Below are 15,448 nucleotides of genomic sequence, written 5' to 3' on the forward strand. Positions count from 1 at the left end.
CGCCTCAGCCCTTCAAGAGAGGCCTCCCGGAGAGATGGCCGAGTGGCTTAAGGCGCACGCTTGGAAAGCGTGTGTGCGGGAAACCGTACCGTGGGTTCGAATCCCACTCTCTCCGCCATCGCTCAAAATAGCCTGCTTCGCTGCTCTCCGGTCTTCTCGCCACTGTCTCGATGCGCCGGTAGTGGGATAACCCTGCATGGGTGTGCCGACATACCGACGGAATGCGGCTTCGCCGCCGATGCGCATACCGTGATGTGTCGATCTCGTTCCCGAGCTCCGCTTAACGCCTGTTTAAGCGGGGCGAAGCTACCCTGCGCGGCGGGATTGCCGGAACGAGCGGATGTCAGTCGTCGAGAATGCGCCAGATCGAACGCCTCCCGAGGCGGCGCGTTCTGTCGATGATACGCGCCTGCTGCCGATCCTCAGCGTGGCGACGCTGCTCCTGTCGGCGCTGCTGCTGTTCCTGATCCAGCCGATGTTTGCGAAAATGGTGCTGCCGAAGCTCGGCGGTGCGCCCTCGGTCTGGTCGGTGGCGATGGTGTTCTTCCAGGCCGTGCTGCTTGCCGGCTATGCCTATGCCCATCTGCTCGGCCGCTTGTTCGGGCGGCAGCGCGCGGGGCTGGTTCATCTGCTCCTGCTCGCCGTCACGGCGATGACCTTGCCGATCGCGATCGCGCCGAATTGGGGGGCGCCGCCGGCAGATGGAACGGCGCTCTGGCTGTTCGGGCTGTTCGCTGCGTCGATCGGCCTGCCGTTCTTCACGCTGTCGGCCAGCGCACCCTTGCTGCAGAGCTGGTTCGCCGCGAGCGGCCATCGCGAGGCCAGCAATCCCTACGTGCTCTATGCCGCGTCGAATCTCGGCTCGTTCGCGGCCCTGTTTGCCTATCCCGTCGTCGTCGAGCCGCTGCTGACGCTGAAAATGCAGGCGGGCGCTTGGTCGGTCGGCTTCGCGGTCTTCGCGCTCCTCGTCACGGCAGTCGCCTTCGTCCTGGGACGAGGCAATGGCGTGACGGGCGCGGCGCCGACGCCGCAGACGTCGATCGTCAGCGCAACCGACCGGCTGCGCTGGATCGCGCTTGCGGCTATTCCATCCGGGCTGGTCATCGCGGTGACCGCGCATCTGACGACCGACGTCGCGGCAACCCCGTTTCTGTGGGTCATTCCGCTGGCGCTCTATCTGTTCACCTTCGTTGTCGTGTTCCGCGATCGGCCGTGGATCAGCCACGCGACCGTGGCGTGGCTCGTTCCGTTCGCCGTGGCCCCACTTGCGATCAGTCTCGTGGGCGCCAAGGTGTTCTGGCTGACGACGATCGCGCTCCACCTCGTCGTGTTCACGCTGCTGACGCTGCTCTGCCATGGCGAACTCTACGCCCGGCGCCCGCACCCGCAACGCCTGACGGAGTTCTTCCTGTGCACCTCATTCGGGGGCGTGCTGGGCGGCGCCTTCGCCGGACTGCTGGCGCCGAAGATTTTTTCCGGCAACTACGAATATCCGATCCTGATCGCGCTCGCGCTGCTGGCACTGCCGGGCATGTTCGCAGGCGGTGCGCGCCGGGCGCTGACGAAGGCTTCGCCATGGCTGGCGCTGGCGATCGCGCTCGCCATGGTCTGGTATGTCACCAAACTGCAGCTGCCGGCCTCGCTGGAGTTTCCGTTCAAGGCCCTGTTGATCCTGCTCACGGCCTGCATGCTCTTCCTGCGACAACGGCCGGTGTCATTCGCCGGATTGGCGATCACGGGCCTGATGCTGACGACGTTCTGGCGTCCTGGCATGGCCCCGATCGAGACCGCGCGCAGCTTCTTCGGTGTCCATACCGTGGTCGACCTCTCGGACGGCAGCGCGCGGCTGCTGTTCCACGGCAACACGATGCATGGCGCAGAGCGGTTGCGTAACGAGGATGGCACGCCGGTCGCGGGAGCGCCCGAGCCTCAGAGCTACTACTATCCGGGCGGCCCGCTGGCCGAAGGGATCGCGGCGGCACGCGGCGCCAACGACAGGTTCAAGAACGGCTTCGAACGGGTTGCGGTCGTCGGCCTCGGCACCGGCTCGCTCGCATGCTACCTGCGCGGCGAAGAGGAGTGGAGTTTCTTCGAGATCGATCCCGAGGTGATCAGGATCGCGAGCAATCCCGCATTCTTCACGTTCCTCTCGCGCTGCGCACCCAAGGCCGACCTCGTGCTCGGCGATGCGCGTCTCACGCTGCAGGCCTCACCCGAGCGCTACGACCTGATCGTGCTGGACGCCTTCTCGTCCGACGGCATTCCCGTCCACCTGCTGACCCGTGAAGCGATCGCCGGCTATCTGTCGAAGCTGACGCCGCACGGCGTCATTCTGGTGCATATCTCCAACCGCCATCTCGATCTGGCGCCGATCATGGCGAATGTCGCGCAGTCCCAGGGGTTGATCGCACTGTTCAAGGAAGGGCATCCCACGGGCGACGTCATGACCACGCTCAGGACGGCGTCCCGGGTGGTGATGCTTGCGCGCACGGCTGAGGATGCCGGCGCGGCGGCACAGCATTGGATCGCCATGTCGCCGGACCCGGCCAGCGCACTCTGGACGGACGACTACTCGAACCTGCTTGGCCCCATGCTGCGAGCGAAGTTCGGCTCCTGAGCCCGCAGACGATGCGCGCCGGCCATCTTGGCTCCGTTCACGTTGACGCCGGCGGCCTGCTTTCCTGCCTAGAGCCTATTCCGTTCCGATTGAATCGGAACGAGGCTCTACAGCATGATGAAGTTAGCTTGAGATGGAGCGGCGTCGAAGGTGCACCTCTCCCCGACGAGGAGAGGTGGACCGAGATCGCGCCAAGCCGATTCAACCAAAACTCATCGCGCCTTAGATTGTTGTTTTGACGCGTTTTCTTCACGCGAACCGGTATCCACTTCGCTCGAAAACGCTCCAGAGCATGATCCGGAAATCGGCGCCCCGTGCGCGGGGCGCCGATAGATGGGACGAGGCCGTCCGGCCTGCCCGGTCACGATGGGCCGGTGCAGGCCTTCGGTGCGTTGCGCCGTGGCGGTCAGAACCGCTCGGCGTCTTCGTTCAGCGTCAGCGCCTCGACGCCTTCTTCGCGAACCGCCTGGAGGCTGCGCGGATCGAGGTCGAGCGCACGCAGGATCGTCGGCGCGATCTGGGTGGTGAAGGTGGTCTCCTCGTTCGTCCTCGCATGCTTGATGCGGGGCGAGGAGACCAGCAGCAGGACATTGCGATCGTCCTTGGAGAAGCCGCCATGCTCGGCAAGCTTGCTGCCGCCGGTGCAGATGACGCCATGATCGGTGATGGCGATGAAGTCCGGCACCCGGCTGTTGTGGAACGGATCCTCATAGAGCTTGGTCAGTTCATCGCGATCGAGCAGCTTCTGGATATGCAGGTCGGCAGCATGGGCCAGAATGTAGGCCTTGGCGTCGGCATAGTAGGGGTTGCCGGTCGCCGGATTGGTCGCCTGTTGCAGTTCCGGCGACAGCCAGACCAGCGCCGCGTCATCGCAGATCTCGAAGCCGTTGGCGCCGAAACCGGGCGCCTTGCTGTACAGCGAGTCGGAGATCGCCACGCGGTCCGCGAGGTTGATCGGCGACTGGCCATGCTTGGCGCTGATAATGATCAGCGTCGAATCGTAGAGGTTCTGCGCCTTGAGTTCGTTGATGAACTTGCCGAGCGCATCGTCCACGAACTGGAATTGCTGCGTGAGCGCATTGCCGGGCGTCGCCTTGGCGTCGGCATAGCCGCCGACCAGCGACTTGTCGGTATCGGCGTTGCCGGCCTTCGCAAGCTTCTGGCCGACGCTGACGGCCTGGAAGTTCATGCCGAAGATCGCGGGGACGCCTTGATGCTGCGTTCGCGTGCCGTTGTAGCCGTCGATCCAGTTCAACACCGCCTGCACCTTCAGCGAGTCGTATGAACGGACGCCGACAAAGCTCTTGGTGTAGTCGTCGCCAGGCTTGGCGCCCTTGTCGATCGTGTCCTGCGAGTTGATCTCGGGCGTGAACAGCTCGTCGAGGCCCTTGCCGGATGGGCCCGCCAGATCCTCATAGGCCGGATGCTTGTCGGACCACGCCGTGCGCCTGCCGGCCTGCTTGATGACCTCGAAGATCGTGTTGGTGCGCACGTATTCGTGCGGATAGACCGGGACGCACTGGCCGTTCACCAGCTTGCGCTGCATGTGATCCGGATCGAGCTGCGTATGGACCTGACCGAGCGTGCCGCCGGCGGTGTAGTCGGCAACCAGCCCGCTGGAATAATCGTAGGTCTTGTCGAGTGCCTCGAAGTTGGTGATTTCGGTGCCTGCCGGCTTCACGCAACCGGGGTCCGCGAGATTTTGGCTGGTGTAGAAGGCCTTGGCCGGATACTCGGTGCGATCATAGCTGTCGTCATAGAACAGGCCGCCGCCCTTCGGCGTGGCGCCAGTGACCTGCGCGAGCATGCCCGGATAACTATCGGACGGCGCGGTGGTGTAGGCGTTCGGATAGACGACGCCCTTGCCGGTGAGCTGGGCGAAGTTGCCGCCGGGGCGGCTTTCGACCCAACGCTTCAAATCGACGGCGTGCATGCCGTCGACACTGATCAGCAGGACATGCTTGTAGCCATGTCGCCGCGAATGCCCATCGTCATCGTCCGCATGCGCCACTGCGACGCCGCAAGCGAGCATGGTCGCCGCGATCGCGGCAGTCGACAAGAAATTGTTATGAAAACAACGCATGAAATTGCCCCTCTCTGTTTCCGTTGAATTGGAATTGCCAGCGCTGGCCGCGACAACTTGTCGCCGTCAATTGACGGCGGGATGACGCTTTCGTGCGAGTTCGATGACTAAGGCGGGATGAGTTTTGGTTGAATCGGCTTGGCGCGGTCTCGCTTCACCTCTCCCCAGTGGGGAGAGGTCGGATTGCGCAGCAATCCGGGTGAGGGCTCTTGCTCTCTCGATAGACCGCAGCCCCTCACCCGATTTGCTGCGCAAATCGACCTCTCCCAAGGGAGAGGTGAACTTTCGACGCCGTTCCAGCTCAACCTATTCTCATCGGGCCTTAAGGCGGAGCTGATCGGCATCCAGGGGCGGGCGATGCGCTGTCGCCGCGCAACGAATGGTTCTTGCCGTTCACTCGCCGAGTTGTGCTGGGCTGCGGGTGTCACCCTGCCGAAGCGCCGTCGGTTGGAACTGCAAGCGATGCTTGAAGCAGGACGGCGAGCACCTCTGCAGGTTTCGCGTTGGCAAAGGCCGGCAGGAGGGAGGAGTCCATCGGCCGGATGAAGTCCTTGCGGCTGTCCTGATATCGGATCCACAGTCCGGCAAAGTAAATGGCCGGAGCGAGCAGCAACAGCGGCTCACAAGGTTCGTCATCGTCACTGTCGAATGAGATCGCGCGACGCACGGCGGGTGCCTGAAGCGCTTTGGGAAAGTTGGTTACGTATGGTCCCTCGTTCAGTTCGGCCAATCGATAGCCGCCCTGGTCGGTGAAGACGGCATGAGCTGCGGCGATCGGCTCAAGAGCATTCTTGTCATAGATGAGAAACCGCCAGCCGAGGATGGTTGCTACGGAACTGAGTGCCGGCAGCTCATTTGCGGCTGGAGCCTTGGCCGTGCACCGGTCAGGCCCCGCCAGACGGCGCAACGCGCTCAACGGCAGCAACGCCATGCGATGCGGTGCGCAAAGCTGCAGGTCTTCGGGATGATTGCGATGCGCGAAGTTGAGCTTGGGCGTCGCAAAGCCCCGCGTGCGCGCCCGTCTGGCCATGCCGGCAAGGACGGCGTCGCGGGCATCGTCGGGAAGGTCAGCTGCCGGAATCGTCATGCCGTTGCCCTCCTGGTGTAGTATGTGTCCGTCCAGGTGCCGCAGTTGACATAGCCGCGCGGAAATTGCGCGGCGTCGATATCCGAGAGGCCCCACCAAGGGTCCGCAATCGCCAGGCCGTAGTTATCTTGCGCGGGCACGCCGACCGCCGCGGAGTAACCCTTGATCGTGACCAGGTGGGCTCCGCCGCCATTCCAGACGATGCGCACGCATAGCGGGCGCCTGCCTCCGATCTCTTCCTCGGTCTCTCGCAAGGACGCGGAACGGCGCGCCGTCCATTTCCTGAAATGGCCGACGCGGAACAGCGAGGACATCAAGTAGCCGTAGACATTGCAGGCGTCCTTGTCGCCCGCGCAGCAATCACTTCGGCCCAGCTGTCCGTTCGCAATGTCGCATTGGGTCACCCTGCTGGCGGGACGATAAAAATGGGCGACGCTGGCCGCGACGGCGGCCCAGCACCAGTTGGTCTTTTCCTGGTATTCGTTCTTGAAGTCGAGCAGGCGCCACCTCGATCGCCTGAACGGGGGCAGTTTGATCGGGACGCATGTCGCGTTCACGAGTGAAGCCGTTTGGTCTGCTGCCGGTGTCACGATCGTTTCCCCCGCGTCTTCTTGGAGGCCGAACGTCCGGGCGGCAGGACGAGCGTCCCGGCCTTGCCAGGCTCACGCTTGGCCTCGGCCGACACCGCCTTGAATGTCGGACAGTCCTTGAGGAGCTCGAACGCCTGGTGGGCAATCACCTTTCCCGCGTGGGTATCGCTCGGGTAGTGGACGCCTGCCACCTCGCGGTTGCGCCCGATGCGATCGGCCAATGCGACGAGCATCCGCCTGGTGTGTCGGGGATGGATCTCCGCAAGCGCCAGGGCGATCAGGTGGCTTTCCAGCGAATGCGCGCTCGGAAACGAGGCGTGCCCCGGCGAATTGATCAAGGGAACGAGAGCGGGACAGACCTGTTGCGGCCGAGCCCGATTGAACCGGAGCTTGAAGTCGATCGCCACCATCTGGGCAACCCGGATCGCCATCTCGATGATCTTGAGCGAGTTCGGATGCGACCACGCCGACATCATCAGGACTTCGGCAAAATAGCCGCGCAGTCGGGCATTCTGATCGAGAATTTCACCGATCAGGCGAGGGCGCTCGTCGCGCGCCATTGCAGCCAACTGATCGATCTCGGTAAAAATATCCGCATGACGATGGGGCGGATCCGGAGCTCGAATGGAGCGACGCCAATTGGTCTGCCCGAACTCAGCCAGCGCGATCACGCCAAACAGGTCGGGCTCCCACCCCGACCAGGGGAAAACCACCTTGAAATCGAGGTCCTTCTCGCAGATTTCACCGCCCAGCGGATCGAAGATCAGGAAAGGTGCGCCCTGTGCTGGTGGCGAACCCATATAGGCTCCGCCCGCGCCATAACTTTGACCGCCGCCTCCCCCGCCATCTCCGCCGCCATCGCCACCACCGTCTCCGCCACCGTCCCCGCCGCCATCAAATACATGAAACTGCATCGCGACCTCCCAGCTCCAATAATCATCTTGTCAATGAGACGCTCCAAATTCAGACAGGAAGTCCGGCGGCTTCCAGCCGTTGTACGTAAAGTGAAGCTTGCTCCGCCTTGAAAGGGCAACGCGGCGCGTAATCAGACACCGTGAAATGCGGCAGAACCGATCGATGATGTGTTGCCAACAACGTGGCATCCTCATGCCTGCCGACCGCCACGAGGCTTGCCGCGGCGATCCGGATCGCGTTTCCGTATCGCGGATTGAGGCTGAGTGCCTTTCGCGACCAGCGAATGGCCTCCTCATAGGTACCGTTCAAATAATGATTCTGGCCGAGCCGCGAGTAACTGGTGAAGGCTTGTTGATCCAGCGGGGACAGCCGAATGGCGCGTTCGGCTCGTTCGATTCCTGACGTCGCTTGGCCGATGAAGCCGTATGTTGCGCTGCTGAACATCCATGCCCAGGGATTGTTCGGCGATGCGGCAAGCGCGCGGTCAAAGCAGTCCAGGGCCGTGTCATAGTCGAAATGAAACGCACTGCGCGCGTGTCCCTGCAGTGAAAGGGCCAGCGCGTCGGATGGATCTCGTTCGATTGCGCAATTGGATAGCCGGATGATCTCGGCGATCTCGGCGTTGGGATCGGTCGACCGGCCCTCGGCGATGTTCAGCATGTGCCAGCGCGCCGAAAACGCATAGGGCGCCGCATAGCCGTCGTCCTCTTCGCGCGCCCGCTCCAGCAGCGTCCGCGCCATCGAAAAGCTGGCGAAGTCCAGCTTGTAGAGCAGATCAAGCGCGCGCAGAAAGTAATCGTACGAGTTCAGATTGTGCGGGCGCTTCCGCAGCGCGCGCTTCACCTCGGCCTGGTGCACATGCGTCGAGATGCGACCCACGATCATGAGGGCGATTTCGTCCTGCACGCCGAAGATATGCTCGATATCGGTTTCGTACTTTTCCGCCCATATGACCGATGCCGTCGACAAGTCACCGAGCTCGACAGCGAGCCGGATTCGACCGCCGGCCCGGCGGATGCTGCCACTGAGCAAATACCGCACACCAAGTCGTTCGCCGGCCACTGTTCCGTAATCGACGGCGCGGCGGTCGATCATCATGGTCGATCCGCGGGCAACGACCAGGAGATGCTTGATATTGCTGAGCGTCGCGATGATGTCGTCGACGAATCCCTCGGCAAAATAATTATCGCCGGGGTCGTCTGAAAGACTGACGAGCGGCAGGACGGCGATTGAGGGCAGCTTTGCGCGTCTGGAGGGCGGGCTCGCGAACCCCACTGCCGCGCCGCGATCCACCCCCGGCAATCGCAGCGAGAACGCGGGGACAGCTCGGGTCAGGTTCTTCAGCCGAAGGTCGCCGAGACTGTCGAATTTCAGATCTCCGGCGCCATCAAGATTGTCGAGCACGGCCGACGACACCACGATCCCGTCTGCCGGCGCCGTCGTCTGTAGACGCGCGGCGATATTGACCGCGCTTCCGTAGACGTCGTCGAGATCGAAGATCACGGGCTCCCAATGGATGCCAATGCGAAATGCGATACGGCGCTCGGGAGAGTGCTGGCTCTCTCGAGCCAGGATTTCCTGCTGCAGCTCGATCGCGCATTCGACGGCATCCAGCGGGCTCTCGAAGACCGCGAGAAATCCGTCGCCGGTGTTCTTCACGATTTCACCGCGATGAGAGACGATGGTCGGATCGGTGACTTCGACCCGGAGCGTGCGATAGCGTTGATGGGTTTCGAGCTCGGCCGCTTCCATCAGTCGGGTGTAGCCAACTACGTCAGCAGCAAGGACAGCGCGACAAGCCCGCTCAAAGGGAGGCATCACTTGAGTGGACAACACGGGGTCAGTCTGCACTGCCATGCCCGTCATACCGTCGCGCCATAACCTTCGATGTACGTTAGCATGCGGAAACGACCCTGTCGCCATCGGGCCGGGACCCGTCGATGAGCGCCGACCGCCACAAAGATGCCGGCAGAAGGCCGTTATTCCGCAGCCCGGCGCGGATGATGGCCGACATTCAATGCGATGTCCGGGTCCCGGCGATCCGCAGCGCCGGCCGCGCGACCGCGCAATTCATGCTGGACCGGGCCACGTCGAAGGGCTGGAGCTTGCAGGCGCAGGGCTCTATGACAAGCACGAGGGGGAACGCACATGCCCAACATGTCTCGCCGGCCATTGCTGCGGCTCGTGCTCGGCGCGGCTGCGCTGCCGCTGGCATCGGGGCGCGCGCGCGCCGAAACCATGGCACGCCCGATCACGATGATCGTGCCGTTCGCCGCCGGCGGGCCGACCGATGTGCTGGCGCGGATCCTCGCCGAATATATGCGTAATGCGGTCGGCCATCCCGTCATCATCGAGAATGTCACCGGCGCCTCGGGCACCGTCGCGGGGCTGCGCGCCTCGCGCGCGGCGCCTGACGGCTCCACGATCACGATCGGGCATTGGGGTACGCATTGCCTCAACGGTGCGATCTATCAGCTGCAATACGACGTGCGCGAATTCGCTCCCGTTGCGCTGATCGCGAGTGGACCGCAGCTGATCATCGGCCGGCCCGATCTGCCGGCGAAGAATCTGAAAGAGCTGATCGCCTGGCTCAAGGCCAATGGTGACAAGGCGACAGCAGGTACCGCGGGCCCGGGTTCGGGCGCGCATGTCGCAGGCGTGTTCTTCCAGCAGCTGACGGCTACGAACTTCTCCTTCGTGCCGTATCGCGGCGCCGGCCCCGCGCTGAACGATCTGATGGCCGGGCATATCGACATCATGTTCGACCAGGCCTCGAACTCGCTGCCGCAGGTGAAGAGCGGGACCGTGAAAGCCTTCGCGGTGACGGCATCGTCGCGCCTCGCATCGGCAGACGATATTCCGACCGTCGATGAAGCCGGATTGCCGGGTCTCTATATCGCCTGTTGGCACGGCATCTGGGCGCCGAAGGGCACGCCCGCCGATATCGTGTCGACGCTGTCGAAGGCGGTGATGTCGGCACTCGCGGAGCCCGCCGTCCGGCAACGCTTCGCCGAACTCGGGCAGGAGATTCCGCCGCCGGACAAACAGGGCTCCGCCGCGCTGCGCGACCATCAAGCCGCCGAGGTCGAGAAATGGTGGCCGATCGTCAAGTCGGCCAACATCAAGGCGGAATAGGCTCCGTCGCGACGTTCCATCACGCTCAAGAGCGGACCGCGAACAGCGGTATCCCTTGCCGTTTCGAACTTCGATGTCGTCCGAAGGTCAGGCGCTGCTGCCGGACAGCGTCGTGAAGCAGATCGGGAAGACCTGGGCCTCCGAGCTCGAGGGCTCCCGTCTTGCCTCGCGAGAGCACGCGATGGCTTGGGCCGGCGTCAATCGACGCCGACCTTTTTCGTTCGGGCTCGGCCGGTTCGGCGATAACCAAGGGGTGTTTGAACCAAGTCACTGACTTTAAAAGGGTTTCTGAGCATAATTCGCTTCGTCAGCCCCCCTTGAACGGTCGATCTCTGCACTTATATGTACGATCGAACATATAAAGCGAACGATGATCGATACCAGCAAAGCAGCAATCGCGCCCATGTCCCGGCCCAAGGGACGCCGCAGCAAGGACATGCCGGATGGCCGCCAGGCGCTGCTGATCGCGGCGACCGAGGCCTTTGCGGCCCAGGGCTTCGACGGCGCCGACCTGCGCAGCGTCGCGGCGGCGGCCGGCGTCGCGCCGAATCTCGTGCGCGTCCATTTCGGCAACAAGGCCGCGCTGTGGGACGCCTGCCTCGATCGCATCGTCGTGCTCGCGCTGCCTGTGATGACCGAAGTGCATGCGATCGCGACCGATACCAGCCGATCGCTCGGTGACCGGCTTCGCGCTCTCATCATCACCATCGCCACGTTCTATGCGGCGCATCCGCAGCTGAGGAATTTCGTGGTTCGCCATGCTGCGGAGACGCCTGAGCGCTCCACGCGGGTGACCGAGAAGCTGCTGCGTCCGGCCTATGAGAGTGCGCGCGAGCTGTTTCAGGCCGGCATCGCGGCGGGCATCATCCGCAGCAGCCATCCGGCGCTGTTCTTCGCGTTGCTCAATGCCGCACTCAACCAGCCGCCGACTTTTCCGACGCTGCTCGGCCGGCTCGCGCCCGAGATCGATCCCGAGACTGCATGGGCGCAACTGCTCGACACCACGATCGCAACGCTTCTGCACCTTCCGCCGTCGCACGACGGCGAACCCGCCGCCGGCAACGGCCGCAAACCGCAGTCGTGACCTCGGTCTCGACGACCCTTCAACCGCCAGTGAGAGAGTGATCCATGAAACTTCGCCTTGCCCTCGTGTTCGTCGCCGCAACGATGGCGCCAGCCATGACGCCCGCCTTGGCTCAGTCCGACCCGAACGAATCGATGCAGCGCCAGGCCTGCATGGGCGACGCGATGCGGCTCTGCGGCGCCTACATCCCGAACCGCAGCAAGATCAGGGATTGCATGGCGGCGCAGGTCGAGCAGCTCAGCCCGTCATGCCGCGCGGTGTTCGATGCATCCGTTCAGGCCGAGCGAGCGCCGTCGGGGAGGCGTTGACCAGCGTCGTCTGGCTGACAGTCGGCGCGAATGCCACAGCGGCGGATGCAATTGAGAGCATCCGCAGCTATGGCAGGGCTGGCAATTTGCAAAACTTGCATTGGAAATCATTGCCCCGCTCGTCGGTGCGAATCTCGAAATCCTCCGAGACGCGCTCGATTCGATTGCGGAAGGGGCCGATCTCGCAAAGCTCGGCGCACCCCGTGCGCGGGCACTTCGGGCAGCGCAAAATCTCGGTCCAGCGCGACTTGGCCATGACATGATCCTGCGAACGCGGGCGTCATTGTCAGTGAGCCGGTCCGGTGAAATTTGATCCAGCTCAAATTTGGTTCGCGGAGCCCCGGGTCTTCTCGAGCCTCCAGTTGCTTGAGCTTCGTCGGCGCACATTTGCAGTTGTGTTCGTCAGCGCTCCGCAGCTTGGGAGAGCGTAGCCAAACTGCCATCTGTTTCAAATCCGTGAAAACACCCAGCCCTGTTAACCTTTGGTTAACCATGCGGGTCGATTGTTAACCATTCGACAAGACAACCGAGTCAGGGGCGATGGACGCAACTCAACAGGTCGCACGTCAGCAGGTCCGCATGCGCGGGCGCTCCTATGTTGCGTTCGTTTTCTCGCCGGTCGTGCCGGTCGTGTCGTGGCTCGCCGAGATCGACGTGACGCTGGCGAAATCGCCCGGCTTCTTCGCCGGCAAGCCCGTCGTGCTCGACCTCTCAGCGGTCGACCTCAGCCAGGCCGCGATCGCGCATCTGATCGGCAGCCTCGCCGAACGCAACATCCGCATCCTCGGCATCGAAGGGGTCGACGAATCGAAGCTCGGCGCCAACATGCCGCCGCTGCTGACCGGCGGCCGCGCCTGCGCGATCACCCATGTCGAGCCGAAGGCGCCGCCGGCGCAGGAAAAGAACAAAGACAAGGACAAGGGCAAGCTGCCGTCGCTGCTGCTGGAGAGCCCGGTCCGTTCCGGCCAGTCGATCGTGTTTGCCGAAGGCGACGTCACCGTGCTCGGCTCGGTCGGCTCCGGCGCCGAGATCGTCGCCGGCGGCTCGATCCATGTCTACGGCACGCTACGCGGCCGCGCGATGGCCGGCATCAACGGCAATTCGGCGGCGCGGATCTTCTGCCAGAGGATCGAGGCCGAACTGCTCGCCATCGACGGCTACTACCAGACCGCGGATGACATTTCCGACAGCCTGCGCAACCGGCCCGCCCAGGCGTGGCTCGAGGGCGAAATGCTGCGCATCACACCATTGAACTGACCGACTGACTACAAGGAGAGAGAGAATGGCCAAGGTTTTGGTCGTGACGTCTGGGAAGGGCGGGGTCGGCAAGACGACCTCAACCGCCGCGCTTGGCGCGGCGCTCGCGCAAATGGGCCAGAATGTCGTCGTCATCGATTTCGACGTCGGCCTGCGCAACCTCGACCTCGTGATGGGCGCGGAGCGGCGGGTCGTGTTCGACCTGATCAACGTCGTGCAGGGAGTTGCAAAACTGCCGCAGGCCCTGATCCGCGACAAGCGGCTGGAAAATCTCTGGCTGCTGCCGGCGTCACAGACCCGCGACAAGGACGCGCTGACCGAAGAGGGCGTCAAGCGCGTGATCGCCGACCTCAAGACCAAGTTCGACTGGATCCTGTGCGACAGCCCGGCCGGCATCGAACGCGGCGCCACGCTCGCGATGCGCTACGCCGACGAGGCCATCATCGTCACCAACCCGGAAGTGTCGTCGGTGCGCGACTCCGACCGCATCATCGGCATGCTGGATTCCAAGACGGTCCGCGCCGAGCGCGGCGAGCGGGTCGAGAAGCATCTGCTGGTCACCCGCTATGACGCCAGCCGCGCCGCGCGCGGCGAGATGCTGTCGATCGACGATATCCTGGAGATCCTTGCGACGCCGCTGCTCGGCATCGTTCCGGAAAGCCAGGACGTGCTGCGCGCCTCCAATGTCGGCTGCCCGGTCACGCTGAACGCCGCAGGCAGCGCGCCGGCGCGGGCCTATACCGACGCGGTGCGACGCCTGATGGGCGAGCAAGTCGAGATGATCGTGCCGGTCGAGCGCAAGGGGCTGATGGACCGGCTGCTGCGACGGAGGGCGGCATGATGAACGTAATGCGGCTGTTCGGCGGCCGCGCTGCATCAGCGCCCGTCGCGCGGGAGCGGTTGCAGATCCTGCTGTCGCATGAGCGCGGCCGGAGCGGTGCGCCCGATCTTCTGGAAACGCTCCGTTCGGAAATCCTGAGCGTGGTGTCCAAGCATATCGACGTCGATCCCGACAAGGTCGTGGTCCGGATGGATCGCGGCAAGTTCGTCTCGATGCTCGAGGTCGACATCGAGGTTCCCAACGGCGTGCAACGATCAAAGATGGTGGCGGCCACATGACGGCAGACAGCGACAGTCACATTGCCTGGCAGCGCGCGCAGCTGAAGAAGCTGCGTGCGGCGCTGAAGCAGATCGAGGTCGATCAACTCGGCAAGGCCAATTGCGGCCGCGCGACCCAGATGACGATCGACGAATTGCAGCGCAAGATCGGTGAATCGGGCCGCTGCATCGCCGAGTACGAGCGCCGCACCCGCCGCCCGCTGGCGACCGATCTCGGCAGCCTCGCCAGCGTCAGCTGGACCCACTGGAACGCCAACCTGCCGATGGCCAAATCGCCGCGCCATCGGGCGTGACGAACCGTTAGCGCAGCCAACTACAGCAAAAACGCCAGCGCCGCTTCGCACTGGTCCTCGACCTTGAGCGTCAGCAGCTCGTCGGCGCGGGTGCGGCCGAGATTGACGGCGGCGATCGGCAGGCCGCGCTGCTCCGCCATCCGGACGAAGCGGAAGCCGGAATAGACCATCAGCGAGGAGCCGACGACGAGCAACGCGTCGGCCTGCTCGAGATGGGATTGTGCCGACGCGACCGTGTCGCGCGGCACGTTCTCGCCGAAGAACACCACGTCGGGTTTCAGCACGCCGCCGCAGACCTCGCAGGCCGGCACCACGAATGACGAAAAATCCTGCTCGAGATCGGCGTCGCCATCGGGCGCATCAGTGGCATCGAGCGCGAGCCAGGCAGGGTTCAGCCGTGCAAGTTCGCCCTGAAACCGCTCGCGCGGCATCGTGGCGCCGCAGCCGAGGCAGCGCACCACGTCGAGCCGGCCGTGCAGGTCGATCACGCGCCGGCTGCCCGCAGCCTGGTGCAGGCGGTCGACATTCTGGGTCAAGAGCAGCTCGCAACGCCCTTGTTGCTCCAGGTTTGCCAGCGCGCGATGCGCACCATTCGGCATCGCCCGGCCGAACCGCCGCCAGCCGACCATGCTGCGCGCCCAATAGCGCTGCCGCGTCGTCGCCTCCCCCAGAAATGCCTGGATCGTGACCGGCCGCGTCCGCTTCCAGTTGCCGTCGCTGTCGCGATAATCGGGAATGCCGGAATTGGTGCTGCAGCCGGCCCCGGTCAGGACGAACAGGCGCTGGTGGCCGGCGACGAAATCCTCGAGGGCGGGGTGGGGCATGCGGGCTCATCTAGGGTGGCGCGCACGGCTACGCCAGATCTGGGGTTTGTCGCGCGCAGGCCGTTCACCCGGCCTCTGCGTCCTTAGCATGGCCTCGGTGAAATGGTGTTGCCGCGCTGGCCTGGCGGCGTTCCGG

At 64.0% G+C, this 15,448-nt stretch carries 15 protein-coding genes and 1 tRNA gene; 9 read left to right on the forward strand and 7 right to left on the reverse strand.

Annotated features, from left to right (window positions below; genetic code table 11):
- Window positions 1-28 precede the first annotated feature (28 nt).
- Both ACTUWL_RS18020 and ACTUWL_RS18025 read left to right on the forward strand, forming a co-directional pair.
- Window positions 29-118: transfer RNA gene (locus tag ACTUWL_RS18020), tRNA-Ser, on the forward strand.
- Window positions 119-340: 222 nt separating this feature from the next.
- Window positions 341-2,617, forward strand: a complete 2,277-nt coding sequence (locus ACTUWL_RS18025; RefSeq protein ID WP_021078067.1) for a fused MFS/spermidine synthase — start codon at window positions 341-343, stop codon at window positions 2,615-2,617.
- Window positions 2,618-3,023: 406 nt separating this feature from the next.
- On the opposite strand, the gene ACTUWL_RS18030 is transcribed toward ACTUWL_RS18025, so the two are convergent.
- From ACTUWL_RS18030 to ACTUWL_RS18050, 5 genes are all read right to left on the reverse strand, one after another.
- Complete coding sequence (locus tag ACTUWL_RS18030) at window positions 3,024-4,700, reverse strand: alkaline phosphatase family protein (protein WP_021078068.1); 1,677 nt, start codon at window positions 4,698-4,700, stop codon at window positions 3,024-3,026.
- Between the two features lie 424 nt (window positions 4,701-5,124).
- Entirely contained in the window at window positions 5,125-5,787 is a 663-nt protein-coding gene (locus ACTUWL_RS18035; protein ID WP_021078069.1) for a hypothetical protein, read from the reverse strand.
- The gene (locus ACTUWL_RS18040; RefSeq protein WP_021078070.1) at window positions 5,784-6,377 is read right to left on the reverse strand and encodes a papain-like cysteine protease family protein; all 594 of its coding nucleotides are present in this window, start codon (window positions 6,375-6,377) and stop codon (window positions 5,784-5,786) included. The genes ACTUWL_RS18035 and ACTUWL_RS18040 overlap by 4 nt, the downstream gene beginning before the upstream one ends.
- Window positions 6,374-7,291 (reverse strand): phosphatase PAP2 family protein, encoded by a 918-nt coding sequence (locus ACTUWL_RS18045; protein ID WP_021078071.1) that lies wholly within the window; start codon window positions 7,289-7,291, stop codon window positions 6,374-6,376. Before ACTUWL_RS18045 ends, ACTUWL_RS18040 begins: the two co-directional genes overlap by 4 nt.
- A gap of 49 nt (window positions 7,292-7,340) precedes the next feature.
- Window positions 7,341-9,149, reverse strand: a complete 1,809-nt coding sequence (locus ACTUWL_RS18050; protein ID WP_158267737.1) for an adenylate/guanylate cyclase domain-containing protein — start codon at window positions 9,147-9,149, stop codon at window positions 7,341-7,343.
- Between the two features lie 291 nt (window positions 9,150-9,440).
- On the opposite strand from ACTUWL_RS18050, the gene ACTUWL_RS18055 reads away from it, so the two are divergent.
- From ACTUWL_RS18055 to ACTUWL_RS18065, 3 genes are all read left to right on the forward strand, one after another.
- Window positions 9,441-10,427, forward strand: a complete 987-nt coding sequence (locus ACTUWL_RS18055) for a tripartite tricarboxylate transporter substrate-binding protein (RefSeq protein ID WP_021078073.1) — start codon at window positions 9,441-9,443, stop codon at window positions 10,425-10,427.
- 403 nt (window positions 10,428-10,830) lie between these two features.
- Window positions 10,831-11,511, forward strand: a complete 681-nt coding sequence (locus tag ACTUWL_RS18060) for a TetR/AcrR family transcriptional regulator (RefSeq protein WP_291733776.1) — start codon at window positions 10,831-10,833, stop codon at window positions 11,509-11,511.
- 44 nt (window positions 11,512-11,555) lie between these two features.
- Window positions 11,556-11,819: a hypothetical protein gene (locus ACTUWL_RS18065; RefSeq protein ID WP_021078075.1), complete on the forward strand. Its 264-nt coding sequence runs from the start codon at window positions 11,556-11,558 to the stop codon at window positions 11,817-11,819.
- 67 nt (window positions 11,820-11,886) lie between these two features.
- Here the strand turns inward: ACTUWL_RS18065 and ACTUWL_RS18070 are convergent, their stop codons facing one another.
- Window positions 11,887-12,075 (reverse strand): hypothetical protein, encoded by a 189-nt coding sequence (locus ACTUWL_RS18070; RefSeq protein WP_021078076.1) that lies wholly within the window; start codon window positions 12,073-12,075, stop codon window positions 11,887-11,889.
- A 284-nt stretch (window positions 12,076-12,359) separates the two neighbouring features.
- Here ACTUWL_RS18070 and minC point away from each other — a divergent pair, with 284 nt between their 5' ends.
- From minC to ACTUWL_RS18090, 4 genes are read left to right on the forward strand one after another with little or no spacing between them, the layout of a single operon-like run.
- On the forward strand, window positions 12,360-13,076 hold the full coding sequence (gene minC / locus ACTUWL_RS18075) for a septum site-determining protein MinC (protein WP_021078077.1): 717 nt from the start codon (window positions 12,360-12,362) through the stop codon (window positions 13,074-13,076).
- Window positions 13,077-13,101: 25 nt separating this feature from the next.
- Window positions 13,102-13,917 (forward strand): septum site-determining protein MinD, encoded by an 816-nt coding sequence (gene minD / locus ACTUWL_RS18080; protein WP_021078078.1) that lies wholly within the window; start codon window positions 13,102-13,104, stop codon window positions 13,915-13,917.
- The gene (minE, locus tag ACTUWL_RS18085; protein ID WP_035650796.1) at window positions 13,917-14,195 is read left to right on the forward strand and encodes a cell division topological specificity factor MinE; all 279 of its coding nucleotides are present in this window, start codon (window positions 13,917-13,919) and stop codon (window positions 14,193-14,195) included. Before minD ends, minE begins: the two co-directional genes overlap by 1 nt.
- On the forward strand, window positions 14,192-14,488 hold the full coding sequence (locus tag ACTUWL_RS18090) for a hypothetical protein (RefSeq protein ID WP_021078080.1): 297 nt from the start codon (window positions 14,192-14,194) through the stop codon (window positions 14,486-14,488). The genes minE and ACTUWL_RS18090 overlap by 4 nt, the downstream gene beginning before the upstream one ends.
- A 20-nt stretch (window positions 14,489-14,508) precedes the next feature.
- On the opposite strand, the gene ACTUWL_RS18095 is transcribed toward ACTUWL_RS18090, so the two are convergent.
- Complete coding sequence (locus ACTUWL_RS18095) at window positions 14,509-15,312, reverse strand: NAD-dependent protein deacetylase (protein WP_021078081.1); 804 nt, start codon at window positions 15,310-15,312, stop codon at window positions 14,509-14,511.
- Window positions 15,313-15,448: the final 136 nt, after the last annotated feature.

This window comes from Bradyrhizobium sp. WCU1 (assembly GCF_053474805.1).